Origin of the sequence: Salinibius halmophilus, assembly GCF_003577475.1 — a bacterium.
GTDB classification, from domain to species: domain Bacteria; phylum Pseudomonadota; class Gammaproteobacteria; order Pseudomonadales; family Natronospirillaceae; genus Salinibius; species Salinibius halmophilus.
This window is the reverse complement of sequence record NZ_QPEP01000006.1, coordinates 139,550-164,878: the sequence shown is the minus strand read 5'-3', so window position 1 is coordinate 164,878 and position 25,329 is coordinate 139,550. Positions and strand designations below refer to the sequence as shown.

Here is a 25,329-nt window from a genome sequence, read left to right as displayed (position 1 = left end):
TCTTTGTACTCCACGGGCATTGAGTTCAGGGATTAGCCATTAGGAAAACAACGCGAATAATCAATTCTTTGGAGAGTGCAGTATGTCAGAGCTCGTCGTCGAGTTGTCGCGGTGGCAATTTGCTTTAACCGCGATGTATCACTTCTTATTTGTGCCATTAACGCTAGGTTTGGTATTCATCCTAGCGATTATGGAATCTACCTATGTGATGACCGGTAAAGAAATTTACCGCGATATGACTAAATTCTGGGGCAAGTTGTTTGGTATCAACTTTGCCCTCGGGGTCACAACCGGTATCACTATGGAGTTCCAGTTTGGCACCAACTGGTCGTACTACTCTCACTATGTTGGTGACATCTTTGGTGCTCCGCTCGCCATCGAAGCACTAATGGCATTCTTCTTAGAATCAACCTTGGTAGGCATGTTCTTCTTCAGCTGGGATCGCTTATCAAAAGTAAAACACCTGATGGTGACCTGGTTAATGGCCTTGGGCACCAACTTATCGGCCATGTGGATTCTGATTGCTAATGGCTGGATGCAACACCCAGTGGGCGCTGAGTTTAATTACGAAACCATGCGCATGGAGCTGGTTGATTTTGGCGCACTCATCTTCAACCCGGTTGCTCAGGTTAAATTTGTTCACACGGTTTCGGCTGGTTATGTCACCGCTGCTATGTTTGTATTAGCCATTTCAAGCTGGTACTTGCTGAAAAAACGTGACCTGCCATTTGCTCGCCGCTCGTTTGCCATTGCAGCCGCCTTTGGCTTGTTATCGTCGCTGTCGGTGATTGTACTAGGCGACGAGTCTGGTTATGAGCTCGGTGACGTGCAGCAAGTGAAACTAGCGGCGGTTGAAGCTGAGTGGGAAACGCATGAGCCACCAGCATCGTTCACTGTGATCGGTTTCCCTGATCAAGAGGCCGAGGTGACGAACTTCGCCCTAAAAATTCCAGGCGTAATGGGTTTAATTGCCACCCGTTCGCTAGATGAGGAAGTGACCGGTCTGAAAGACCTAAAAGAAATCCACCGTCAGCGTATTATCAATGGTATTTATGCCTACACGCTACTTGAGAAGCTACGCGCCGGCGATTTAACGGTTAAACCAGAGTTCGAGAAAGTAAAAGATGACCTAGGTTATGGGCTGCTACTCACGCCGTATACCGAGGACATTACCCAAGCAACGCAAGAACACATCGAGCTTGCGACTCAAAACTCTATTCCTCAGGTTGCACCACTGTTCTGGAGCTTCCGCATCATGGTTGGCATTGGCTTCTTTATGCTGATCTTGTTTGCTGTGGCTTTCTACTACAATGCCAAACGCACACCAGAAAAACCAACTTGGTTGCTAAAGACTGCGCTATACAGCTTGCCACTACCTTGGATTGCCTGTGAGGCGGGTTGGTTTGTTGCCGAGTATGGTCGCCAGCCTTGGGCAGTAGGTGAGTTATTGCCAACTCACATTGCTGCCTCGAACTTAGCAGTGTCGGATTTAATTGTGTCGATGACAGTTATTACAGTGCTCTACGCGGTGTTTATTGCAGTGGAAGTATGGTTAATGCAGCACTTTGCACGCAAAGGGCCATCAACACTAAAAACTGGCAAGTACGATTTAGAAACTGGCAAATCGGAGGCTTAATCATGGAATACGAATTACTGAAAGTTATCTGGTGGGTGCTAGTTGGCGTGTTGCTAATTGGCTTCGCTGTGGCGGATGGTTTTGATATGGGCGTGGGTGCGTTATTACGGATAATTGGTCGCACCGACAATGAACGTCGGGTACTAATTAATACCGTTGCACCGCACTGGGACGGCAACCAAGTATGGTTAATCACTGCTGGGGGCGCGTTATTCGCGGCTTGGCCGATTGTTTATGCTGTATCCTTTAGTGGCTTCTATATTGCCATGATTCTAACGCTTGCCGCCTTGTGGTTTCGCCCCGTTGGCTTTGACTATCGCTCGAAGCTAGACAACAAAAAATGGCGCAGCAACTGGGACTGGGGGCTAACCTTTGGTTCAGCCGTACCACCGGTTATCTTTGGCGTGGCATTTGGCAACCTATTGTTAGGTGTGCCTTTCCAGTTCGACGATATCCTGCGTATTGAATACACCGGCTCATTCTTTGCACTGCTCAATCCGTTTGCCTTGCTGGCGGGTATCATCAGCTTATTGATGATTGTTACCCAGGGCGGTACTTACTTGCAGATGAAAACAGAAAAACAACTTCTGGCACGTGCCGAGGGTATTTCAACCCTTACCGGCATCGCTGCGGCGGTATTGTTTATGCTTGCTGGTGTTTGGCTATGGTTAGGCTTAGATGGCTATGTGGTGACTAGCCAGATTGCAACCAATGAAACCCTGTCGCCAGTGATGAAAACAGTTGAGGTAGGCGAAGGCGCTTGGCTAAACAACTACAGCAAGTACCCGTGGATGATTATCGCCCCGGTACTGGGGATTGCAGGTCTTCTTGGCGCTGGCCTATTGTCGTTCGCCAAACGTGGTGCATTAGCATTTGTTAGCAATAGCTTGGGCATTGCTGGGGTCATCATGACGGCCGGGTTCTCTATGTTCCCATTCTTAATGCCTAGCTCAAGCAACCCAAGCATGAGCCTGACGATGTGGGATGCGGTATCGAGCCAGAATACGCTGTTCATCATGTTCTGTGTTGCTATGATCTTTGTACCCATTGTGCTGGGCTACACCGCTTGGACCTACTGGGTAATGCGTGGCCGCATTACTGAAAAACACATTGAAGACAACTCAAACTCATTATATTAAGGAGCCTGCACTATGTGGTATTTCGCTTGGATTTTAGGCGTGTTACTGGCTTGCTCGTTTGGCATCATTAACGCCATGTGGTTAGACCTAAATGGCTATGAAGGTGAAGACGAATAACGGCTTCACAGAGTCAAAAAAAGCCCTCGTTATGAGGGCTTTTTTTGTAATCGGTCAGCTATTCGACTCTTTGCCAAGTTTGGTCGATGTTGACTCCGGAAGCGGGGTCGCTCATGTTCACCGTTACTTGTTGTTCGTCGACCGAAATTAAAAACTTAGCTTGCCATACTCGCCCAGAGATAGGGTCGAGAATGGTGCCGCCGCCCCAGAAAGCCCCCTGATTGTAGGTTTCTGATAACAGTGTCATGCCGATCAGAGGTTGGCCACGAAGCTCACCACGGCAACGGCGACAGGTTTCCGGCGCGCCATCAAGGGTGTCGGTAATAATTCCCTCTAGCATCATGCCACCCTCGGGTGGCTCAACCGTGCTCAACGAAACATGATAAACAGGAGCGTCCGCTGGCACTGCCCAAATGCCTGGAATTTTTTCAGCATCCGCCGACCAAGCAACAGCAGAAACGACTGTCAATAGCGCTAGGCCTAACTTCCTCATGCGATAACCTCGTAAATTTGCGAATCTCTTGTGTGCAAAGGATATGAATCCTGCCATAAAAGTCCGGTAAGCGTCAGCAAGGATGCGAAAATACACAAAAACCCGCCTTGCAAAGCGGGTTTGTGGAAATTTACGATCTGAAACGTATGTATTTTGTCAGATTTTTGACTACATACCCTTCAATGCATAGATGCCAGGGGCATTGCGCCAATAGCCTTTTAAGTCCATGCCGTAGCCATAGATATAACGGTCTTCACATTCCAAACCAATATAATCCGGCAGCCAGCCTGGAATTGCCTTGCGATCGTGTAGTTTTTCAACGAGTACGGCAACTTTTACAGACGCCACGCCTTCCGCTTTACAGTGTTTTACGATCTCTGCCAGCGTATGGCCTTCATCGTGAATATCATCAACGATTAACACATTGCGGTCTTTTAGCGACTGCTGTGGATAGGTGCGCCACTCAAGCTCGCGACCATTAGTTTGGTTGCGATAACGTGTTGCGTGCAGATAGCTAATTTCTAGTGGGAAGCCAAGTTTGGTCACTAGTTTACCGGTTAGCACCAAACCACCGTTCATAACACTGAACACAACTGGATTGGTATCGGCCAAATCTTTGGTAATGTCATCGGCCATTTTGTCGATGGCTTCTTCTACCTGTGGCTCAGTAAATAGAAGATCTGAATTGTCTAAGGCATTCTTAATTTCGTCAGAAACAGCCATCGCCGCCTCCATTATCAAGGGTTTAATAAAGGGCGAAATACTACCATATTAGCTGATTCGATTGGCGACTTTGGCTCTAATAAGCTGTATCGCCAACCGTACATAATAGCTGGCATCTAAGCATTTGGATCTGCTACCAGACCATCAACATCCGCTAGATTGCCCTTAAGCTCTAGCCAGCCTTTGCGATCGGCGGAGCGTTTCTTGGCCAACAGCATGTCCATTAACTCTAGCGTGTCGTCGCCATCTTGCATTTGCAATTGCACTAAGCGTCGTGAGTCTGGGTTCATCGTGGTTTCTCTAAGCTGGGATGGGTTCATTTCACCCAAACCTTTAAAGCGGGTAACGCTAATCTTGCCGCGTTTCTTCTCGGCTTCTAAGCGGTCAAGAATGCCCTGGCGCTCACTATCATCTAGGGCATAGAAGGTTTCTTTGCCGCAGTCGATTCGATATAGCGGTGGCATTGCCATAAAGACATGACCGGCTTTCACCAAGGCAGGGAAGTGTTTGACGAATAGTGCGCACAATAGCGTTGCAATGTGCAAGCCGTCTGAGTCGGCGTCGGCAAGAATGCAAACTTTGTTATAGCGCAGCGATGTTAAGTCTTCTGAGCCTGGATCGATGCCCAGCGCCACGGCAATATCGTGAATCTCTTGGCTAGATAGAACTTCCGATGAATCCACTTCCCAAGAGTTAAGAATTTTGCCACGCAGCGGCATAATGGCTTGAGTGGTGCGGTCGCGCGCTTGTTTGGCTGAACCACCGGCCGAGTCACCCTCAACCAAGAACAGCTCAGAATCGGCGAATACGCCACCGGTGCAGTCGGCTAGCTTACCTGGTAAGGCTGGTCCTTGAGTGACCTTTTTGCGCGCCACTTTTTTTGCTGCTTTTAAACGTTTCTGCGCATTACTAATGCATAGCTCAGCAATTTGCTCACCCAGCTCAACATGTTGGTTGAGCCATAATGAGAAGCTGTCTTTTACCACACCACTAACAAAGGCAGCCATTTGGCGGCTCGTCAGGCGCTCTTTGGTTTGGCCAGAAAACTGAGGATCGGCGAGCTTGGAAGAAATGACATATGCACATCGATCCCAAATATCATCGGGGCCAAGTTTTACCCCACGCGGCAGTAGGTTGCGCAACTCACAGAACTCACGCATGGCTTCTAGCATGCCTGTGCGCAAACCATTTACGTGTGTGCCGCCTTGGGCAGTGGGGATTAGGTTCACATAAGATTCGGTGACCAAGTCGCCACCTTCTGGCAACCAGTATACGGCCCAATCAACGGCTTCGGCTTCGGCAGCAAAACTGCCACGGAACGGTTCATCATTTGGCAACAGCGGCCAATCAGCCAATGCCGATTTTAAGTAATCCGCTAGTCCATCTTCATAAAACCAGGTTTGTTTATCACCCTTAATTTCGTCAATGAAGTGAATGGTTAAGCCAGGGCATAACACGGCCTTAGCACGCAGCACATGGCGCAAGCTGGCGACAGAGAACTTACCACTATCAAAGTAACTGGCATCAGGCCAGAAGGTTACCATGGTGCCTGTATTGCGCTTGCCAACGGTGCCTATTTCGGCAAGGTCTTCCACTTTGTCGCCGTGCTCAAAAGCAATTTGCCAAAGTTTGGCGTCGCGTCGCACCTGCACTTCCACACGCAAAGACAAGGCGTTAACCACCGAGACCCCAACCCCGTGCAAACCACCAGAGAACTGATAGTTGTTATTGGTGAACTTACCACCAGCGTGCAAGCGCGTAAGAATCAGCTCAACACCTGGTACACCATGCTCAGGGTGGATATCGGTCGGCATACCGCGGCCATTATCTTCTACTGATAAACCGCCATCTTTTCGCAACGTGACCTTAATCTCGTTAGCATGACCAGCAAGCGCCTCATCGACTGAATTATCAATCACCTCTTGCGCTAGGTGGTTTGGCCGAGTGGTATCTGTGTACATGCCAGGGCGGCGTTTAACTGGGTCTAAGCCAGATAACACCTCGATGGATTCAGCTGAATATGAATTGCTCATTGATGAAAATGCTGCTCAATAATGGAAAAGTAACGTTCGAAGCCGACAAAGCTGTGGTTCCCGCCAGCCTCTACAATCTGCCTGATTCCAGCCAAGCGTGCAACGGTAAATGCGGCATCAATGACTTCATCGCCCGTCTGCATGAGTAATAAACAGCGCCGATCTGGCGCTAACTCAGCTGCCATTGTTTGCCAGTGCGCCAGATGATCAGCGGTTAGCGCCCAAGTATGGTCACTATAATAGTGTTTTTGTGGGCCAAGACGGCTTTTCAGTAACTCATGGGGATTTAAAGCAGGGTTTACCAATACAGCTGGTATCTGCCATTTGGCGTGGCAATAAAGCGCATAAAAACCACCCAAACTAGAGCCAATGATGCCATCGATATTGTGGCAAAGCTTCGGTAAGGCTTGCTGCACCAAAGCTGGGTCGTCATCTAAGCTGGGGGTGAACACCTCTATATGGGGTTGTTGACGTTGCCAATGCTGCAATTGCTGTGCTTTGTGTGATTGGGCGCTCGAGTTGAAACCGTGCAAGTACAACCAGCGTTGCATGGGCACTCCTTTAAAATTAATAGCCACTTGCCGATAGGTCGATATTAAAACGGCTCGCTTCTATTCGGTAAACCTGGGTCTCGATATCACCGTTAGGCTGCAAGGTAAAGAAGCGCCAGCCCGGCCCTCGCTGCTGGTCTAGGGCGAAGTCTTCACTGTTTGGTTTAAACTGAATACAAGTAGACGGTGTAGAGTACAAAGCAATATGCTCATGCAGCGCAAACTTCTCTTGGTGCACATGCCCCCAAATAACCGCCTTTACTTGGTCGAACTGCTCTAAGCGTTGCAGGAACTGCTGGCCATTTTTAACGCCAATATTGTCCAACCAGTCACACCCCGTTGGAATCGGGTGGTGGTGCAAGCACACCATTACATTGCGACCAAGCGCACTGGCTACGGCGCGCTCTAACCAACGCATTTCTTCCTCTTCGATAAATCCATGCACCTTCTTATGCACGGCGCTATTTACCATGACAAACCGCCATGCACCAATATCTATAACTTTATGCTTGGCGTCATAGTCTTCGGCAATTTTTTGCATCAGCGGCCAATCATCATGATTACCGGGCAACCAATAGGTCGGTGCGAGGCGCTCGGTTAAACGCAGAAAGGTTTCGTAAGAGGGTTGAATATGATCTTGGGCGATGTCGCCAGTAGCGAGCACCACATCAATTTTTGGGTGGTGGCGTTGTATTTCCGCCAAGACAGCCTGATACGTCTCTCGGGTATTCATACCTAAAAGCTGGCCATCTTTTTGCGAAAACAGGTGCGGATCTGTCACCTGGAGCACACGCAGTGCTGCATCCATTACCATCAATAAACCCAGTTCAATTGTTTGAACACTGTAACAAAGTTATACAATCCTTTCAGTGATCAAGATCGCCTTTAAATGTTGCACTCTTTGGCATCTCAAGCATTCCATGATGCAAAGCATGCGACAACCATTCCGATAAAAACTTGTTTAGCTGCGCTTTTTCATCTACCTGCAGCATTTTATCGTTGGGGTACTGGTAAATCCCCTCAAATTGTTTGCCATGCCCACCCGACACCACCTCAGCCATTCGCATGTCTTGGTAAACACGAATGTATAGATCCACCCGACCGATATTTTCTGGCATGCTAGGCAAGTCGAGTGTCAGTACAATATCGGCAGTGTAGGCAAACTGCTCCTGACACAGTAAAACCATCACCGCTGGAATACCGTGCTCAGTCGACATATTGACACGAAGTCCTGAATCTCTGGCCATATTTGGCCAGAGTCGATTCAGCTTCAAATAATTAATTTCACAAACCGCGTTGAGTTCAGCCATATTTGGCACGTACTTGCGCTGGCGTCTTAATCGTGTCACCCAATTCCCCATTCTTGGCGCAGTTCACCCTCGTAGAAAGCCAACCACTGTAATGCTAGCAAACTTGCCGCATTGGCAATACGGCCGTCTTCGATCCATTGCATGGCTTCCCTACGTGCAATAATGTGCGTGCGGATGTCTTCGCTTTCTTCCGCCAAGCCAAATACGCCGCCCTGCTCTGGTAACTTTGCTTGTGCAACATAAAGATAAACGGTTTCGTTGCTGCCACCTGGACTTGGTTGATAGCGGTATAAAAACTTCATTTGGCCAATCTCTACACCCGCTTCTTCAACGGCTTCGCGGCGCCCGACTTCTTCTGGGCTTTCATCTTTATCAATTAACCCTGCTACCAACTCATATAACCAAGGCGACGGCTCAGCTAAAGAACCCACACGAAACTGCTCACAAATCACTATGGTATCAGCCTCAGGGTCCCATATCAGCACACAAACCGCATCGTGACGATTCATTAACTCACGCGTAATCGGCTGTGACCAATCGCCAGCAAAGGTTTTATGTTTAAGCGTTAGGCGGTCCATTTTATAAAAGCCATCATAAACCCTATCCTTGGCTAAAATTTCGACATCTTTTTGTTCATACCTTGGTTTTGTCATTCAAGCTCTCTATTTTATCTTTAAGGCATTGCACTATTTGCACTATGCTTGCGTAAAGGAATTAATGTTTACACCTGTTCATACTTGGTTAGGTTAGGCCTCAGCATAATGAGTGCAATATCTAACTGCGCTAGGAGACTAAAATGAAATCATTGACCAAGGCGGTCGTTATTGCTTCCAGTTTAATGGCCACGCAAGCATTTGCCGCCGATTCTGTTGAAACCCTCTATCAAGTTGCTAAGGCCAATGATCCAAGCATTCAAGCTGCAGTGAATGGTAAAGAAGAAGCCGTACAATTGAAACGCCAAGCACTCGGCGCATTACTGCCAAGCGCTAATGCTAGTTTAAGCTATGGCACGGCTACTAGTACGCAAACAGTTTCGCAACCCAAGGTACTGCTTGTTAATGGCGTGAATACCAGTGGCAACCCTGATTCGGGTGCGGTAGCCACACTAGAGACAGCTTCAACTGAGGAAATCTCAGTTGGTCTAGGCGATCGTGCACAGCTCACTGGCAGCATTTCGGTTCAGCAAAACGTTTTTAATATGCAGGCCATTAAAGGCTATGCCATTACTGATCTGTACACTGAGCGCGCACAGTTTGGCGCCACAGCAGCTGAGCAAGACCTAATGCTAAGCGTTGCAGAGGCAACCATTGCATTGATGAAAGCACGCTCGGGTGTAGAGCTTGCCCAGCGCCAAGAGGAAGCTGTGTCACGCCAACTCGAGCAAGTAGAAGCCAAGTATCAAGAAGGCTTGGTAGCACGCACCGAAGTGGAAAATGCCCGTGCGTCATACGAAGAGGCGCGTCTTGGTGTTATTTTGCAGGGCAACATGCTCAAGTCGACCCAGCGCCAGCTTGAGCTGATTGTTGGTCAACAAGTCGACGCGGCAGTTATTAATCCAGCTTTGGCTGAGCGTCTTGCCGTAGGCAACCTGGAACAATGGTTAAACGCCGCAGAGCAGAGCCCTGCCATGCGCAACCAAGCAGTCAGTGTACAACTAGCAGAAAGCCAAGCTGACATCGCTCGTTATGCCTACTACCCAACCGTTGGCGCCAGCATTAGTTACAGTCGTGGCGCGCAGTTTGCAGACTGGGTGCAAGATGGTGAGATTGATGATCAAGGCAGTGTCAATCTTGGCGTTAGTGTCAACATCCCAATCTTCAATGGCTTTAGAACCAGTGCCGACATTGTCAATAAGCAAATTCAGGCAGAAAACGCTGCAGCAAGCTTTGAACAAGGCTTACGTCAAGTTAAGAACGGTGTAACAGCGTTGTATGAGCAACTGCAATCTGACTTAACCAATATTAGCGTGCGTGAGCAGCTGGTGCGTTCTCGCCAATCGGCAGCACAAGCAACAGAAGCTGGTTATGAAGTAGGCACAGCAACGATTGTTGAGGTGATTGGCGCGCAAAGCAATTTATTTGCTGCGGAACGTGACCTAACCAATGCTCGCTATGACTTGTTACTTAACTCTCTGAAGTTAAAAGAAGCAGCAGGCACCTTGTCTATGGATGACCTAGCGTCGTTGAACTAGTCGCTGAACTACGGCCTTTCGTTGATTAGTCGGCAAATTTGCTCGGCTTGCTTTTGGGTGCTACCGCGATTACGCGCTAGCACCTGCGATAGCTGAGCAGCCAACGCCGAGCGCGCTGTGCTGTCACTAGCCAGCGCGATAATCTCCTTAGCTACATCAGCCGCGTCAACAACTTTAATTGCTTGCTCACTGACTAACTGATCAACTACCTGCTGAAAATTGAAGTAGTGCGGCCCAGTCACAACGGCTTTCGGCCAAACCCCTGCTTCCAGTGGGTTATGACCGCCATGCTCGATTAATGAGCCTCCCATAAACACCAAATCACTGCAGCCCATTGCGGCGATCATTTCACCAAGCGAGTCTAATAACCACACTTGTTCGTTGCGCACCATGGTTTGTGAGCGTAGCTGGTATGTTAGGCCAGCTTGTTGAACTAGCTCACTGACCGCAGCACGCCGATCGGGATGGCGCGGTGCCAAGATTAGCAGCGCGTTTGGGTGTACCGCTAACAAGGCTTTGTGTGCCGCAAGCAAGCTAGCCTCTTCGCCGGGATGCGTACTCGCCGCCAGCCAAATAAAGCGCTCCCCAAGTTCAGTCTGCCAGGCTTCAGCTAGCGCTTTAGTTTGCTTTTGTAATTGCACGTCATATTTTACCGTGCCGGTTATCTGTACATTGGTTGCACCGAGTGCTGAGAAGCGCTGCGCATCGTCTGATGACTGCGCGCACACTAAGGATATTTGCTTAAAAATGCTTTGGCTAAAGCTGGCCAACTTTAGATATCTAGCGCCAGATCGCTGCGACATTCTTGCGTTCGCAAGCACAATGGGTACCTGTTTAGCGCTCACTTGGGTAATTAGCTCTGGCCAGATTTCAGTTTCCATTAGCACCAGCATTTGTGGTTGCACGCTAGCAAGAAAGCGCTTGATATACTTACGCCGATCCCAAGGCAAATAATAATGAATGACGTCATCACCCAGTTTATCTTGAATGACTTGACTACCTGTTGGCGTCATTGCTGTGACTAAAATATCTGTAGTGGGAAACGCCTTGGCGACCAACTTGATCATATTGATGGCTGCTAAGCTCTCGCCCACGGATACCGTATGAAACCAGATGACTGGCTGAGCGATAGCAGGAATCTCGCCACGACGCTCACTAATGCGATCTAGATAAGCAGGCTGGTTTTGGGCTTTTTTATGCAGACGCTGGTACAAAAAAGGGGTAGCAAGCCACCAGATGATTCGATAAATCGTTAACATTCGGGGTAATAAGACTCAGGCAGTGTTTTTGCCATGGTAAGAATGCCCGCCTCGCTGTCAACTTCAATAAATCCAAAGCGACGATACAAGGTAATGGCGTGGGTGTTCGTCTGATATACCTGCAACTGTACTTCTGTGAGGATGCCAGTAGCCTTAGCGAGCGCTTCAGACATCAATTGACGGCCAATCTGTTGATTACGAAAGGCTTTTGCCACACCCATACCCAGCATGCCGCGCTTTGGTGCATCTTTGGCAGCAATAATGTCTAACCAAGCAATGATCTGTTGATCATACTCGGCAACCAGCATGATGTTGTTCGTGTTCTGGGTGAACTGCAGAAAGCGCTCTATGGCTTCTAGGCTGTAGGGTTCGGTGGCTCGCAAATACTGCTTTTCTACCACCACCGAGTTTACCAAGTTTAACAGGGGCTGAGCATCATCAACCCGCATTGCCCGCAGGAAAATAGGCTTAGATAGCAAACGAGGCGCCACAACCACAGGTTGATTCGGCCATTGGATTGTCGATGATGAATCGCGCGCCACCTAGGTCCTCTTTGAAGTCAACGGTCGACCCGGCTAGGTATTGGATACTCAACGCATCAACTAGAACTTTAACGCCATCAAATTCAACAATGGTATCGTCTTCAGCAATATCTTCATCAAAGGTGAAGCCATACTGAAAACCCGCACATCCACCACCGGTAACAAACACACGCAGCTTCAGTTGATCATTATCTTCTTCATCGATCAGCGCCTTCACTTTGTTAAAGGCGTCGGCACTAACGTTAATGGCGCCTTCTATCGTTGCAGACATAAAAACCTCTCTCGATTTAGAGGTCTATTATCCAATTACCCGAGCATTTTGGTCAAGTATAAAGACTATTCAGTTTCAGCGCTGGTATGATCACCCGCAGCTTTGGCTTTAAAACTGGTTACCTTACTGGTTTCTACCTTCTCTTGATGCACTACCTTACCAGACACCTTAGCCCCCATGACCATTTCCATCATGCTGTAGTACAGGTCGCCATTTACGTGGGCTTTTTTGGCTAACTCAATGTGCTGGAACGAATAAACATCACCCGTGACTTGGCCATTGATAATGATATGCGGCGCACGAATTTCACCTTCAACCTGACCCTTATCGCTAATTCTCACCACAGCGCCACTGTCGGCGTCGGCATTAATATTGCCTTTTATCTTGCCATCGATATGCAAGCCACCCGAGATTTTCAGATCACCTACTACTTCAGACCGTTCTGAAATCAGGGTATCAAACTGTGTTACTTTTTTTTCTTTTCCCAACATAATTACTCCGTAGGTGACCAATCAAACAGGCGGTTCAAACGCTGACCAGAATTCAATTGCATAATAACTTCAATATGTGAAGGCACGAAATCCGCCGGCAGATTTAGTACACCTTCAACGTTTTGGAAATATCGATAGCGAAGTTTCACTTGTTCATCTTGCACTTGCTCAGACACCTCTGCCAATGGCAGCATAACTGGCGCATCTTCATCTTCACTGCTCTGGCCAGCCAGAATGATAATCGCAGACCCTTCAACAAAATTGTCGTTATTGCCCTCCTGAGTGAACACGATATTGTATTCAAAGGCACGGTTACCGACGTTGTTGAGTTGTAGCTCTTTAATATGTGGTCCGCGGGTAATTTCTTCCGGCGCCATGATGCCTTTAAACAATGACAATTCCTCGCGCACTTGCCGCAGCTCGTCCATGCGAACACGATTTTCTTCGCGCAATGCATCAATGGTGGCTTTGTCTAACGCAATGGTTTTATCCTGTTGGGCAATGGTTGCTTGCAACTCACCTAAGTCTTGGCCAAGCATTTTTACTGCATCGCGCAATCTCTCGTTGTCGCGCAATGCATATTGGTCGCTACTAATTACGCCTTGTATTGGCTGAACCGATCCTAATATGTAGCCTGCAGCAAGTGATGCAACAATTAGTATTAATACAAAAAAACGTCCAATAAATGCTCTAAATGGATGAGCCTCCGCAACCTTGAGCTTTGGTTGTGGCGAGCCTTTAACGTGTGGCATTGCACTCCTCTCAACTTTTTTACATCAAGCAACAGTGTGTCAAAGCTGCTTCTGAGTAGTTGATTACTAAAATGGGGAACCATGGGATAGGGAACCTCTAAAACCCCCTTTTTCTCATTTTGACTTTGTTAAAACTCGGCTCAAAGTACTCATTTACTATAGTAAACTCCGCCTTTTCGCCGACTTTTGCCTCGTCAAAATTTCGCCTCTGAGGTTTTTAGAGGCTCCCAATAGCATAGTTGACTGAATACACTAAAATACATTCATTGACGCTATGTAATAATCCTAGCCAAGTTTTTTCTTTCTGTCTTGTATTTGATGCTCGCAACTATTAACCAAGCCGCTATCATGATGCCTAGCATTCTAATGTGGCCATCGGCCACTGCTTAGGCACTCAACTGGTGCCTTATCGGTTTTTGATGACGGAACAGCCATGCAAGCAAGTGCCAATACAAATCGACTGCGCAGACGCCAACTTGAGCTTTTGTTTCGCGAAAATATTCCGTTGCTCACACTACTGGGGGCCATTGTTGGCGCGGTAACGGCGCTCGTTGTGGCATTGTTTCGTTATCTTATAGAGCTTGCAGTCACGCTTTTTTTGCCAATAAGTAACCACGAAACCTTCGAGCAACTGCCCGTCGATGGACGCCTATTGCTGGTGATCATTGGCTTGTTGATACTTTATCTAATTCAACGCCCGCTTAATCGCAATCAGCGCCAAACCGGCGTTGGCCATGTGCTGAGCATGCTGCAAAAAAATGATGGCCACATGCCCATTGGCAACTGGTTGAACCAGTTTTTTAGCACCTGCGTGGCTCTGGTATCCGGGCTATCTGTTGGGCGCGAGGGCCCGGCGGTTCATTTAGGCGCCGGCATAGGTTCACAACTAGGTGAGCGCCTAGACACGCCCAAATCGAGCATTCGTATTTTGCTTGCTGCGGGTGCCGCCTCGGCCATTGCCGCCACATTCAACACGCCCCTGGCTGGGGTATTGTTCGCCATGGAAGTGATCTTATTTGAATACCTGATTGCGGGATTTATTCCTATCATTGCCGCCGCGGTTACTGCCACTGCAGTGACGCAGTGGTTATATGGCGACGCACCACTTGTTGCCTTACCAAGCATAACCAACCTCGATGAACCCTTAGCATTATCGTTTATACTCGTTGGCGTAGTGGTAGGGTGTGCCTCGGCAGCGCATATTTATTTTGCCGGCTGGCTGGTACGGCAAACCAGCAGCTGGCGCTTATGGCAGAAGTTTGCGGTCATCTTGCTTGCAACGATTGCCGCGGCAATATGGCTACCAGAACTAATGGGCACTGGCTCAGATACCCTAGCATTAGCCATAGATGGTCAATTACTGTTTGGTCTATTACTAGCGATCGCGGTTGGCAAATTACTACTTAGTTCCATCACTGTGTGCTTAGGCGTGCCAGGCGGCTTAATTGGCCCTACCCTACTCATTGGCGCCTGCTTAGGGGCTGCGTGCGCGGTGGTTGCGAGTTGGTTAGGTGTTGCGCATAGCGCTGCGGCAATGGCGATTGTTGGCATGACGGCCATGATGGGCGCCACGTTATTTGCGCCACTTGCGGCACTCTCGGCGACCATTGAGCTGACGTCCTCTACCACCATTATTTGGCCAGCAATGCTAGCGATTGTCATCGCCAATCTTATTTCACGTTATGTGTTCCAGCAGCGCTCTATTTTTCAACAAATCGCTCGCGCCCAAGGCATTGAAGTAGCAACGGGTAAGCTGCAGCAAGCCGTTAATCAAATTAGTGTATTAAAATTAACCAGCCAATCATTTAAACAAGTCGCTCGTGTTAGTCGCATCAGCGAAATTCAGAAAGCCTGTGATGGTTATTGGATCATTGCATTCGATGAGTTAGAGCAGCGACTACTAGATGCCAAAGCACTTTGTAGCACGCTAGAAGACGAGCTAAGCAGCGATAATATCCAACCTGATAGTTTTATTGATTTGTTTGATTACTGCCGCGCCGATGCCTCTATTGGTAAGATAAACGGCAACGCCAACCTCGCCCAGGCACTAACTGAGCTACGGCGACACAATCATAGTGGGCTAATGGTCAACCTACCCTATGGCCAACCGGGTTTAATTACTCGTAAACGCATATCAGATTATTTAAGTAACCCAGAGGAAGTCTAATGCTCTACCTGTACGTCAAAGCCTTTCACATCGTATTTATTGTTAGTTGGATGGCAGGCATTTTTTATCTGCCAAGGCTGTTTGTTTATCACACACAAACCACCGACCACGAGGCAAGCGAGCGCTTTAAAACGATGGAACGCAAGCTTTACCGCGGCATCATGTGGCCAGCAATGGTGATCAGCATCATTACCGGGCTGTGGATGTTATATTTGGTGCCTAGCTGGTTTAGCCAAGGTTGGTTGCATGCCAAATTGCTGTTTGTTTTAGGCTTGGTAGCCTTTCATTTTCACTGTGGTGCTTGGCTAAAAGCATTTAAAGAAGACCGCAACAAGAAGTCGGAAAAGTTCTTCCGTATTGTTAACGAAGCGCCAGTGCTATTGCTGATTGGTATTGCGATTTTTGTCGTGGTTAAGCCGTTTTAACCGAGGAGTTTGTATGTCTCGTTCTGAATTATTATTCCAAGCCGCTCAACGCTATATTCCTGGTGGTGTTAACTCACCAGTACGCGCGTTTAAAGGAGTTGGTGGCACACCAGTATTTTTTGAGCATGCTAAGGGTGCCGAAATTTTCGATGTTGAAGGCAAGCGCTACATTGATTACATCGGCTCATGGGGGCCAATGGTGCTGGGTCATGCCAACCCTGACATTAAGCAAGCCATTGCCGACCAGTTAGAACGTGCGGTGAGCTTTGGTGCACCAACGGCACTAGAAACCGAAATGGCTGAACTGCTATGCAAACTAGTGCCCTCTTTAGAGCGCGTGCGCATGGTGAACTCAGGCACCGAAGCCACCATGTCGGCGATTCGTTTGGCTCGTGGTTTCACTGGCCGTGACAAAATGGTGAAGTTTGAAGGCAACTACCATGGCCATTCTGATAGCCTACTGGTTAAGGCAGGTAGCGGTGCACTAACGTTTGGTGAACCAAACAGTCCTGGCGTGCCAGCATCGGTTGCCGAACATACCCTCACCTTGCCATATAACGATGCCGAAGCCGTGGAAGCCTTGTTCAATGAGATGGGTGAGCAGATTGCCTGCATCATCGTTGAGCCAGTGGCTGGCAATATGAACTGTATTCCACCGGTACCAGGTTTCTTAGAAACGTTGCGCAAAGTATGTGATGCGCATGGCACCGTGTTAATTTTTGATGAAGTGATGACGGGTTTCCGCGTTAGCCTTCATGGTGCACAAGGCCATTATGGCGTTACCCCAGACCTTACTACCCTTGGCAAAGTAATTGGCGGCGGTTTGCCTGTGGGCGCGTTTGGTGGCCGTGAAGACATAATGGCGCATTTATCACCTACAGGCCCTGTCTATCAAGCTGGTACGCTATCCGGCAACCCGTTAGCAATGGCCGCAGGTATTGCCCAGCTACGCGGCGTGCAAGCAACGGGTTTGTATGAGCAATTAGGTAAACGAGTTGATCAGCTTACCACTGGCTTAAAAGAAGCTGCTGACCGCCACGGCATCCCGTTCTCAACTAATAAAGCAGGCTCCATGTTCGGCTTTTTCTTCAATGAAGCGCCAAAGGTGAGCACATTCGAACAGGTTACGCAAGGCAATATGGAGCAATTTAAAGCCTTCTTCCAGGGCATGCTAGCGGAAGGCATCTACCTTGCACCATCGGCCTTCGAGGCGGGCTTTATGTCGGCTGCGCACAGCATCGACCATATCGAAGAAACCATTGCTGCCGCCGACAAAGTGATGGGTACCTTGAAGTAATTGCCTGAGCTGAAGTAGTTACTGCGCAGAAACAAAAAAGCCGCTCATTGAGCGGCTTTTTTTATTAACAAGACCAGCTAACTTTTATAGCGCACCGTCCGCTTTGATAATGTCCCAGTTCACAACGTTTGAGTTGTAGAAACCAGAGTCACGATATGCCTTGTCTACAATACCTTCTTCTTTTAGCAATAGCAGACCAAGGTGAAGTGCCGCGTTAAAGATTTGGCCATCTGGGTGGTTACGTGAAACCGCTAGGTGGCGCGAACCTGCTAGACCAATCTTAAAGTTCGGGATTGGCACTAGGCGCTGATCACCTTCTAACACAAGGCTCATGCCTTCCGTTGGCTGGAAAGGTGCCAACAGGTAATCAACCTCTAGGTTACGTACACGGTCAACCATGTCTGGCCACTCAGGCGTGTCGTACAGGTCGTCAATACCCAAGCCAGATAGTGTTTTCCAGTCTGCCGTCCACTGACGAGAAGAGATAGCACTTAAGTTCAATAGCTCTTCGCGAGTACGAACATTCAACGCACGGAAGTTGTCTGGAGAGGTGTAGAAGCCAGCCTCGAATGAATCACGTGGCACCAAAGCCGTGGTGATGTAAAGGTCGGTCCAGAATGTCGACAAGTCAGATTTCCACAAACCTGTACCACCCGCGACAATCTCACCTGAGCGAATACCTTCCAAAATATCCGCTGCTGTATTCATACCAACGAAGTTCACTTCGATGTCTACATCAGCGCGGTCGATTGCTTGCACTACTAGTGCTAACTCAACCACGTCACGACGAGAGCCTTCGCCGCTAAAATCACGAATGGTGGTAACGTCTCTGCCACCTAACCATTTGTTGTAATCTGCTAGTACGTCTGCAGGCGCACCAACATTTACTCGAATTGTTTCTGCCATCGCTGTGCCAGCTGCCAGCATGGCGGCCATCATCAGCGCGATTGAGCGTACCCATAATACCGCTTTGCGCATAGCATCGTCTCCAGATGAATTGCTATCTACGTAGAGGGTCAAAATACTGACTTGCGACGTTAGATGCAACGAGAATTATCGAAAAAATTGACTGAAGTTTGTTTTCTGTTTGACAGTAATACGACTAGGATTATAATCCGGCTCGTACAGCAGTACGAGCCTGGATGGTGAAATTGGTAGACACGCTAGCTTCAGGTGCTAGTGGGGGTAACCCCGTGGAGGTTCAAGTCCTCTTCCAGGCACCAATTTTTTATTAGAAAAAACTCTCTAATCTGAAATCTTTATTTTAAATTCCCTTTCTTTTTCAAACTTTTATAAGTCATTACTCAATTAGAAAGCTTTCGAGAAACTCAATTGAAAGCCGTTGTCTGCCGTTGGCGATATTGACAGCTGGCTGTCTGACAATGGGTCAACAAGAAAGTGATTGACGCCAATCGCTAACGCCGCCCCAGCAATCACATCCGACCAATAGTGCTTTTCGGCGTGCACACGGCTATAACCGGTAAACGCAGCCATGGCATAAGCAGGCGCACCTAGGTGCCAGCCGTATCGACGCTGAAAATAAGACGCTCCGACAAACGCAGAAGCCGTATGACCACTTGGGAAAGATAACCCACCACCGCTTGGGCGCTTACGGTCAAAACCAAACTTAAGCGCATACGTTGTCGCAATCGTTACCCCAAACGACGCAAATAATTGGCCACTGCCACGATAGTCTTCCTGAACCAACGACCAACCTAAGGCGCCAAGCGGCAAGGCAATCTGTAATACATCTCCGGTACGCTCTATGGCACTCGCCTCACGGCTAACCCCTGTTAAATCGTTAGCCATTGCCACTGCACTCCACAGCAAAGCGAATACAATCCCTAGTTTCAGCATGTTTAAGTCACCAGTTAGTTAAAAGATCGTTGATAAAAGAGATGGCCAAGCAACCAGCAGATTGCAAATATTACAAAACCCGACGTGATTACGTCGGTGAAAAAGTGCCCGCCCATCGCAATGCGAACATAGGCGAGCAACCCGCCAAGTATTATACCCGGCACTAACCAAATGGCCTTGCGCATCGGCCAAGCAAGTGCCATAAAGTAAAAACCTATGCCGGCATGACCACTAGCAAAGCTGCAGTTACGACTACAAACATCGCTTACTTGCAGAAACGGCACAAAGTTAAGTGAGCCACCAAACTCAATGATTTGATGCGGCCGTGGTCGCCCCCAAAAGCCTTTCATTAGCACTTCTATCACCACGGCACCAATAATCAGCACAACCAACATATACCAAATGTCTTTTTGATGGCGGCGCAGCCAACGAACGAGTCGACTGTCGTTTACGGCTGGCAATAAAATTGATGGCGCGCCGCGAGCAGCTTGGCGAATCTGCCAATTGGCGAGCCACCACGGCAGCAACAAGGCCAAGCCATAAACCAGCAAAAAGTATCCTAGAACGCCTTGAAAGGCACTGTATAAGCCATTAATCCAAGCAATATCTCGAATAAAGCTCTGCTCAACTTCATTCCAAGCAAGCCCGGCAATCCAAACATCAACACTAGGGAAAAGGCTAAATACTAAGGCAAATAGCACGAATGCGACCCACACAGGGTGTCGTCGAATCATAAAAACCGCTCTCGATTTCGTTCTTTTTGGCGAGGGCTTTTTTTCATTAGCACATAAAACGCCCCCACACCGCCATGGTGCTTTTGTGCCGTGGAAAAGGCCAACACTTCCGGAATTTCTTGCAACCATTTGTTCAGGTGGCTTTTAAGCACTGCTTTTTGCTCACCTCGTTCACCCTTACCAGGCAAAATAATTGCCGTGCGAACATCATATTTCTGACAGTCAGCAATAAAGCGGACTACCTCATCACGGGCTTGCTCCACCGTCATCCGATGCAAGTCTAGTCTCGCTTGCAGCTCATACTTCCCCTGCTTTAGCTTGCGAAACACACCATGTGCCACCCCATCACGACAGAACTCCAGCACATCCATAGGATGTACCATCTCGATAAAGTCATCGGAGCTCATTTTATCTGGCGACTCATGCTCACCTTTCACCAAAGCCGCTTGACGCCTAGCGGCAATGCTCTCTTCGGCGACCTTAGCCTGTTTCGATAGCGACACTCGTTGTTCGGCGCGCAGCTTTTTTACGCCAGCCATCTCGCGTAAAAACAAATCGTAATCATCGCCTTGCATACTATTACCTAATTATACTGCTCGCTTATCATACGGCTATTATACTCGCCGCGGATGTTACCTGTATGCATAATTGGCAGCAATATCAGGTATCTTACCCTTGAGTTAAACCGATGCCATTAACTTAAGATGCAAGCATGGCGCTCACGGTGCTTGCTATGAGACCGTCACCCGCAGGGAGCGACTCTATGTTTGGAGAGGTAGGTTACAGGGACGTACTTGCAACGTGTCGAATAGCTAGTTCCGTGGGCACCAACACTTTTAAGTTAATGGCACTGTGCAAATAGCCAAATTTGAAAACAGGTAATCAAATGTCGACATTGTTATACCCTCGCCTCATTAGCCATCGTGGTGCCAATACGCTCGCCGCGGAAAATACACTCGACGCATTTGAGCTTGCGGCAAAGCAGGGAGCCACCTGGGTTGAGTTCGATGTTTGCTTAGCAAAAGATGGCACACCGGTTATTTTTCATGACCAGAACATGCAACGCCTGGCCAACATCAACAACGCCATCGCCGACTTCACCTATAGCGAGTTAAAAGACATTCCGCTGCTATTTAATGGTGAACCGAGCGCTAGTCGCGTGCCAACGCTTGGGCAAACGCTTGCACTAAGCAAACGCCTAGGCATGACCTGCAATATTGAGCTGAAGCCACAAACACAAGAAGAAGCCTGGCCATTGGCCGAAACGGTCAGTGATTGGCTAGAAAGCTATGACGGAGACTGCGTTGTTTCTAGTTTTTCCGCTGAGTGCCTTTTGCGTTTTAAACAATGTAGCGACCGCCCTGTGGCAGCCTTAGCGCCACAAATGCCAGAAGAATGGCGCGACATTATTAAGCTGTTAGACCCAGTTGCCATTCACCTCAGTGATGAAATCGCCGACTGGCCAACGGTACGAGAACTGCGCGCCGTCAACCTGCCGATTGCCGTGTGGACAGTGAACAGTGCCACCCGCTTAGCAGAACTTTTAAACTTTGGCGCCACCAGCATATTCACCGATGACCTGAGCCTCTACCCTGCCGGTAGCGCAGCAACGACTGGCGCACCCGCGTTTGCGCCACTATTTCGAGAGTAAACCTAGTTCGCGAGTAGACGTAGGTATCACTATTAAATGAATTGGCAAAGCTGCTGCTAGCAGCTTTCGTCAAGGAAATGATACAATCGCGCTCGCGTTTTTCGCGCATAGCAAACATTAAATAGGACATCATCATGACACAGTCTGTCGATCGGTCGCATTTCGACCAATACATGACCCCTAACTACGCACCAATGAGCTTCGTACCGGTACGAGGCGAAGGCTCGCGCGTGTGGGATCGACGCGACACCATGATGATCGATCTAACCGGCGGCATTGCAGTAAACGTATTGGGCCATGCTCACCCAGCGTTGCAGCAAGCGGTAACCGAGCAAGCTAGCAAGCTTTGGCACGTGTCAAATATTTTCACCAATGAACCAGCTCTAGAAGTTGCACAAATGCTGGTTGCCAATACGTTTGCCGACAAGGTGTTTTTTGCCAACTCTGGTGCCGAAGCCAACGAAGCAGCATTGAAGCTTGCTCGTCGTTACGCTTGGCAGAAAACCGGCGGCAAACGGTTCAAGATTCTATCAACTCTGAACAGTTTTCATGGTCGTACCCTGTTTACTGTCAGCGCCGGTGGCCAGCCAAAATATCGAGAAGGTTTTGAGCCAGCGCCCGAGGGCATTGCCCACGTTCCTTACAACGACTTGCAAGCAATGAAGGACGCAATCGATGACACCTGTTGCGCCATTATTGTTGAGCCAATTCAAGGGGAAGGTGGCGTTATACCTGCGCACAAAGCCTACTTAGAAGGCCTGCGCGCATTGTGCAATGAGCATGACTTACTTTTGATTTTTGACGAAGTGCAAACAGGTGTAGGCCGTACTGGCTCACTCTATGCTTATCAGCACTATGGTGTTGTGCCCGACATTTTGTCGACGGCCAAATCACTAGGCGGCGGCTTCCCAATTTCAGCCATGCTAACGACTGAAAACGTGGGTGCAGCACTGCAAGTAGGCACCCATGGCACAACCTATGGTGGCAACCCACTCGCGTGTGCTGTGGCAAAAGCGGTACTCACCGAAGTGCTCAAGCCTGAACTGATGAACAACGTGCAGGCACGTCATGAGCAGTTGGTCGATGGCTTGGCAAAAATTAACCAAGAGCTTGCCTTGTTTGAGGAAGTGCGTGGCGCTGGTTTGCTAATTGGTGCTGGGCTTGTGCCACAGTGGCAAGGTAAAGCTGGCCAGTTAATGGCGGCAGCGCAAGAAGCTGGTGTTCTTATATTAGTGGCCGGGCCAAATACCCTGCGCTTTGCACCCGCTTTAAACATTACCGAAGCAGAGCTTAGCGAGGCACTGGAAAAACTAACCACTGCTTTGCGCCAAGCAACTAATAGCTAGGCATGTGAGTGCAAACAAGCTGTGCAGAACTGTGACAATTTTCTACACAGCTTGCTCAATTCTATGCCACGCTAAAAATAAAACACGTGGCATAGAATGAGTTACCAAGAAGTTCACCTATCGGCTTTACCCGCCCCTTTGCATGTACCCAACGCAATTGGTCGGCCGCAGTATATCAATAATCGGCTAAACCAACCGGTACACCCAAAGAAGGCAGCCCTGCAAGCGATTGAGTTGATGCGCATACGCCATCAGCACAACATTCACCAAGTCGTCATTCCTCCACCTTACCGGCCTTCGCTTGCCCCACTTACTCGCATTGGCTTCGAGCAAGATGAACCGGTAAAAATGCTGGTGGATTTATACCGCCATGCACCCGAGCTTTATTCCCAGTGCTGGCTAGCTAACACTGGCAGCACCGCTTACAGCATGAAAACCTGCCCCTCGACCGACAGTGGTGATGGGCGTGTGCATATTCTGCCTGCCAACCGCTCGGAAAACCTGTTTTCGAGCGAGGATGCGAAGTTTTACCAACGCTTAGCCAAGCACCTATTTTCCGATGAAGGCTTATTTGCTGTGCATAATCCACTGCCAAGTGCGGCTGGGTTTTGCGATCACGGCAGTGCCCAGCACTTTCGATTAAGCCCTAACTTGGGTGCCGAAGGGTTTCACTTATTTGCCTTTGGCATTGGCAATAGTGAGCAATATTGGCGCCATGGCCGCCACGGCTTACAAGCTGCCAGCCGAATATTCAACCTGTCGGCCCATATGCACCATATTGCCGGCATCCATCCAGAAGCGATTGCCGCAGACGTATGGGGAATTGATGAACTAACACTCGCCAGTGGCAACCTGCTTATTTTTCATCAACGTGGTTTTATTGACTGCGATCTACTTACCAGCGAACTGTTACGCGACTATCCGGGTAAATCTTTGGAGCTACTTTGTGTCAGTCAAAATGACATTCGCTTAGAGCAAGCACTGCGCTGCAATATGTTTACCAGCGCCCTGCACTTGTCGCAGTCTGGCCATCAGCATTTAATTGCTCGCGACACTGTTGAAAAAGACCCGGATGCCTCGCGTTTCATCGAAGATTTAGTACAAGGCAATGGGCCAATCCACACACTTTATTATCATGCTATGGATGAGTTAGTCGGCAGCTTTGGTGGCCCTGGTAGCTGCTCGGTAAAGCTAATTTTAAGTGAAGCGGAGCGCAAAGCATTACCCAAAAAGCCGTGGGTAACTGAGAAGCTGCTAACAGAGCTAGACAACTGGGTTGAGCGCCACTTTAGTGATGAGATAGGCATTCACGACCTCGGCCAAGCACAAGCCATTGCGCACAACCAAAAAGCACTAGAAGAGCTTTTAGCGTTGTGCGGCTATGACAACCTTTACGAGTATCAGCGATAATCCCAGCGCATTTCCGTGGTGGCGCCTACTTGCAGCATCAGCGCGCCACCTTGGAATACCGAAGTAAACGTCTCTGGGCGCCAATCGTCGGCGTTAAATACACGCGTATCCTCCAGCGCCTCAATTTTGAACCCCAACTTGCGGAAGCTCTCATCATTGCGCATCTGTACGCGAGTAATACATTGGCAGTCGGTATTAAAGTCTAGGTCACCCGACATATAGCGGCCGGCATTATCCTCTTTGCCACGATTAAGCAGCAAAGGCTGAAACTCATAGGTTTCAACATTGCCATTACTAGCAACCAAGGTGTAGCCCGAGTTCGGCAGCGCTAATTGAAAGCCATTGCCACCACCGCCATATAGCCTTTCTGGTTCAAACTCCTCAAGTGCATCGTCACTAGGCGCACCACCGTTTTCAGACACCAGCACAGGTAACTCGCCAGCTTCTTGACGAATAACCAGTTCGGTTACTTCGTCTTTGCTGGTGATGGTCATCGTCATATCGTAGCTTCGATCTGCCATCACCTCATTAAGGGCGTTGTACTGCTCAATCGCGGCACTAGGAACATCTGCCAACACCACTCCTGGCACCAGCGCAATGCCTGCCAGCCATTGTTTTTTACTCATTCGCAACACTCCATTAATTTCCGAAAAAAGTACGTTACTGCATGCATACTAGACTTTTACTAAACCACTTTCATTTTTTACATTGAGCGTTCGCATTCAGCTAACTCGCTTGTTACAATTACCGCAGATGGGTTCGCTGGGTTGTACGCCAGCAGTCATGTCCCGAGCCGATGCTTTACCTTTAGGGCTTCAAAATGACCGTGCAGTGCGCATGCCCGTATATCGGGAAGCCTTCGTACGGCTGAGCGGCCCGCCTTGAACTAGTCGGTTCAAGGTACACGATACGCAGCGGCAACCTGGCACCCATT

The 25,329-nt window shown here is 48.8% G+C and carries 27 protein-coding genes, 1 tRNA gene and 1 other RNA gene; 12 read left to right on the top strand and 17 right to left on the bottom strand.

Annotation, left to right across the window (positions count from 1 at the left end; genetic code table 11):
- Positions 1-82 precede the first annotated feature (82 nt).
- From DUW71_RS08630 to cydX, 3 genes are read left to right on the top strand one after another with little or no spacing between them, the layout of a single operon-like run.
- A complete protein-coding gene (locus tag DUW71_RS08630; RefSeq protein ID WP_119394843.1) occupies positions 83-1,636 on the top strand; it encodes a cytochrome ubiquinol oxidase subunit I in 1,554 nt (517 codons plus the stop codon).
- A 2-nt stretch (positions 1,637-1,638) separates the two neighbouring features.
- Positions 1,639-2,775 carry a cytochrome d ubiquinol oxidase subunit II gene (cydB, locus tag DUW71_RS08625; protein WP_119394842.1) on the top strand — a complete coding sequence of 379 codons (1,137 nt, stop codon included), beginning with the start codon at positions 1,639-1,641 and terminating at the stop codon, positions 2,773-2,775.
- Between the two features lie 12 nt (positions 2,776-2,787).
- The gene (cydX, locus tag DUW71_RS08620) at positions 2,788-2,892 is read left to right on the top strand and encodes a cytochrome bd-I oxidase subunit CydX (protein ID WP_119394841.1); all 105 of its coding nucleotides are present in this window, start codon (positions 2,788-2,790) and stop codon (positions 2,890-2,892) included.
- A gap of 58 nt (positions 2,893-2,950) precedes the next feature.
- Here the strand turns inward: cydX and DUW71_RS08615 are convergent, their stop codons facing one another.
- From DUW71_RS08615 to DUW71_RS08585, 7 genes are all read right to left on the bottom strand, one after another.
- The gene (locus DUW71_RS08615; RefSeq protein WP_158583946.1) at positions 2,951-3,385 is read right to left on the bottom strand and encodes a DUF2147 domain-containing protein; all 435 of its coding nucleotides are present in this window, start codon (positions 3,383-3,385) and stop codon (positions 2,951-2,953) included.
- Positions 3,386-3,553: 168 nt separating this feature from the next.
- A complete protein-coding gene (locus DUW71_RS08610) occupies positions 3,554-4,108 on the bottom strand; it encodes a hypoxanthine-guanine phosphoribosyltransferase (RefSeq protein WP_119394839.1) in 555 nt (184 codons plus the stop codon).
- A 116-nt stretch (positions 4,109-4,224) separates the two neighbouring features.
- On the bottom strand, positions 4,225-6,141 hold the full coding sequence (gene parE / locus DUW71_RS08605; RefSeq protein ID WP_119394838.1) for a DNA topoisomerase IV subunit B: 1,917 nt from the start codon (positions 6,139-6,141) through the stop codon (positions 4,225-4,227).
- Positions 6,138-6,692, bottom strand: coding sequence for a YqiA/YcfP family alpha/beta fold hydrolase (locus tag DUW71_RS08600; protein WP_119394837.1), 555 nt, complete (start codon positions 6,690-6,692; stop codon positions 6,138-6,140). Before DUW71_RS08600 ends, parE begins: the two co-directional genes overlap by 4 nt.
- A 16-nt stretch (positions 6,693-6,708) precedes the next feature.
- Positions 6,709-7,500 (bottom strand): 3',5'-cyclic-AMP phosphodiesterase, encoded by a 792-nt coding sequence (gene cpdA, locus DUW71_RS08595; RefSeq protein WP_158583945.1) that lies wholly within the window; start codon positions 7,498-7,500, stop codon positions 6,709-6,711.
- 58 nt (positions 7,501-7,558) lie between these two features.
- Positions 7,559-8,041: a DUF1249 domain-containing protein gene (locus DUW71_RS08590; protein ID WP_158583944.1), complete on the bottom strand. Its 483-nt coding sequence runs from the start codon at positions 8,039-8,041 to the stop codon at positions 7,559-7,561.
- A complete protein-coding gene (locus DUW71_RS08585; protein WP_119394834.1) occupies positions 8,038-8,655 on the bottom strand; it encodes an NUDIX domain-containing protein in 618 nt (205 codons plus the stop codon). Before DUW71_RS08585 ends, DUW71_RS08590 begins: the two co-directional genes overlap by 4 nt.
- A gap of 143 nt (positions 8,656-8,798) precedes the next feature.
- Between DUW71_RS08585 and DUW71_RS08580 the strand changes: the two genes are divergently transcribed.
- A complete protein-coding gene (locus DUW71_RS08580) occupies positions 8,799-10,193 on the top strand; it encodes a TolC family protein (RefSeq protein WP_119394833.1) in 1,395 nt (464 codons plus the stop codon).
- A gap of 8 nt (positions 10,194-10,201) precedes the next feature.
- Here the strand turns inward: DUW71_RS08580 and waaA are convergent, their stop codons facing one another.
- The 5 genes from waaA to DUW71_RS08555 form a co-directional block, all read right to left on the bottom strand.
- Positions 10,202-11,452 (bottom strand): lipid IV(A) 3-deoxy-D-manno-octulosonic acid transferase, encoded by a 1,251-nt coding sequence (gene waaA, locus DUW71_RS08575; RefSeq protein ID WP_119394832.1) that lies wholly within the window; start codon positions 11,450-11,452, stop codon positions 10,202-10,204.
- On the bottom strand, positions 11,446-11,994 hold the full coding sequence (locus DUW71_RS08570; protein ID WP_158583943.1) for a GNAT family N-acetyltransferase: 549 nt from the start codon (positions 11,992-11,994) through the stop codon (positions 11,446-11,448). Before DUW71_RS08570 ends, waaA begins: the two co-directional genes overlap by 7 nt.
- Positions 11,921-12,265, bottom strand: a complete 345-nt coding sequence (gene erpA / locus DUW71_RS08565; protein ID WP_119394830.1) for an iron-sulfur cluster insertion protein ErpA — start codon at positions 12,263-12,265, stop codon at positions 11,921-11,923. Before erpA ends, DUW71_RS08570 begins: the two co-directional genes overlap by 74 nt.
- A gap of 65 nt (positions 12,266-12,330) precedes the next feature.
- The gene (locus tag DUW71_RS08560; protein ID WP_119394829.1) at positions 12,331-12,756 is read right to left on the bottom strand and encodes a bactofilin family protein; all 426 of its coding nucleotides are present in this window, start codon (positions 12,754-12,756) and stop codon (positions 12,331-12,333) included.
- A gap of 2 nt (positions 12,757-12,758) precedes the next feature.
- Entirely contained in the window at positions 12,759-13,508 is a 750-nt protein-coding gene (locus DUW71_RS08555; protein ID WP_119394828.1) for a DUF6776 family protein, read from the bottom strand.
- A gap of 433 nt (positions 13,509-13,941) precedes the next feature.
- Here DUW71_RS08555 and DUW71_RS08550 point away from each other — a divergent pair, with 433 nt between their 5' ends.
- From DUW71_RS08550 to hemL, 3 genes are read left to right on the top strand one after another with little or no spacing between them, the layout of a single operon-like run.
- Positions 13,942-15,675, top strand: a complete 1,734-nt coding sequence (locus tag DUW71_RS08550) for a chloride channel protein (protein WP_119394827.1) — start codon at positions 13,942-13,944, stop codon at positions 15,673-15,675.
- On the top strand, positions 15,675-16,100 hold the full coding sequence (gene hemJ / locus DUW71_RS08545; protein WP_119394826.1) for a protoporphyrinogen oxidase HemJ: 426 nt from the start codon (positions 15,675-15,677) through the stop codon (positions 16,098-16,100). The genes DUW71_RS08550 and hemJ overlap by 1 nt, the downstream gene beginning before the upstream one ends.
- Before the next feature lie 13 nt (positions 16,101-16,113).
- The gene (gene hemL, locus DUW71_RS08540) at positions 16,114-17,397 is read left to right on the top strand and encodes a glutamate-1-semialdehyde 2,1-aminomutase (protein ID WP_119394825.1); all 1,284 of its coding nucleotides are present in this window, start codon (positions 16,114-16,116) and stop codon (positions 17,395-17,397) included.
- 84 nt (positions 17,398-17,481) lie between these two features.
- Here hemL and DUW71_RS08535 read toward each other — a convergent pair whose 3' ends face one another.
- On the bottom strand, positions 17,482-18,375 hold the full coding sequence (locus tag DUW71_RS08535) for a hypothetical protein (RefSeq protein ID WP_119394824.1): 894 nt from the start codon (positions 18,373-18,375) through the stop codon (positions 17,482-17,484).
- A gap of 158 nt (positions 18,376-18,533) precedes the next feature.
- Here DUW71_RS08535 and DUW71_RS08530 point away from each other — a divergent pair.
- A tRNA-Leu gene (locus tag DUW71_RS08530) sits at positions 18,534-18,620 on the top strand.
- Positions 18,621-18,705: 85 nt separating this feature from the next.
- Here DUW71_RS08530 and DUW71_RS08525 read toward each other — a convergent pair.
- From DUW71_RS08525 to smrA, 3 genes are read right to left on the bottom strand one after another with little or no spacing between them, the layout of a single operon-like run.
- Positions 18,706-19,254: a phosphatase PAP2 family protein gene (locus tag DUW71_RS08525; protein WP_199671186.1), complete on the bottom strand. Its 549-nt coding sequence runs from the start codon at positions 19,252-19,254 to the stop codon at positions 18,706-18,708.
- A 14-nt stretch (positions 19,255-19,268) separates the two neighbouring features.
- The gene (locus tag DUW71_RS08520; protein ID WP_119394823.1) at positions 19,269-19,988 is read right to left on the bottom strand and encodes a phosphatase PAP2 family protein; all 720 of its coding nucleotides are present in this window, start codon (positions 19,986-19,988) and stop codon (positions 19,269-19,271) included.
- Positions 19,985-20,563 (bottom strand): DNA endonuclease SmrA, encoded by a 579-nt coding sequence (smrA, locus tag DUW71_RS08515; protein ID WP_119394822.1) that lies wholly within the window; start codon positions 20,561-20,563, stop codon positions 19,985-19,987. Before smrA ends, DUW71_RS08520 begins: the two co-directional genes overlap by 4 nt.
- A gap of 311 nt (positions 20,564-20,874) precedes the next feature.
- Here smrA and DUW71_RS08510 point away from each other — a divergent pair, with 311 nt between their 5' ends.
- From DUW71_RS08510 to DUW71_RS08500, 3 genes are all read left to right on the top strand, one after another.
- Complete coding sequence (locus tag DUW71_RS08510; protein ID WP_119394821.1) at positions 20,875-21,639, top strand: glycerophosphodiester phosphodiesterase; 765 nt, start codon at positions 20,875-20,877, stop codon at positions 21,637-21,639.
- Between the two features lie 134 nt (positions 21,640-21,773).
- A complete protein-coding gene (locus tag DUW71_RS08505; protein ID WP_119394820.1) occupies positions 21,774-22,985 on the top strand; it encodes an acetylornithine/succinyldiaminopimelate transaminase in 1,212 nt (403 codons plus the stop codon).
- A 96-nt stretch (positions 22,986-23,081) separates the two neighbouring features.
- Positions 23,082-24,395 carry an N-succinylarginine dihydrolase gene (locus DUW71_RS08500; protein WP_119394819.1) on the top strand — a complete coding sequence of 438 codons (1,314 nt, stop codon included), beginning with the start codon at positions 23,082-23,084 and terminating at the stop codon, positions 24,393-24,395.
- Here the strand turns inward: DUW71_RS08500 and DUW71_RS08495 are convergent.
- Complete coding sequence (locus DUW71_RS08495; protein WP_119394818.1) at positions 24,386-25,021, bottom strand: hypothetical protein; 636 nt, start codon at positions 25,019-25,021, stop codon at positions 24,386-24,388. The two genes, DUW71_RS08500 and DUW71_RS08495, sit on opposite strands and share 10 nt — an antisense overlap.
- Positions 25,022-25,151: 130 nt before the next feature.
- On the opposite strand from DUW71_RS08495, the gene ssrS reads away from it, so the two are divergent.
- Positions 25,152-25,328, top strand: a non-coding RNA gene (ssrS, locus tag DUW71_RS08490) — 6S RNA.
- The last annotated feature ends 1 nt before the right edge of the window (position 25,329 follow it).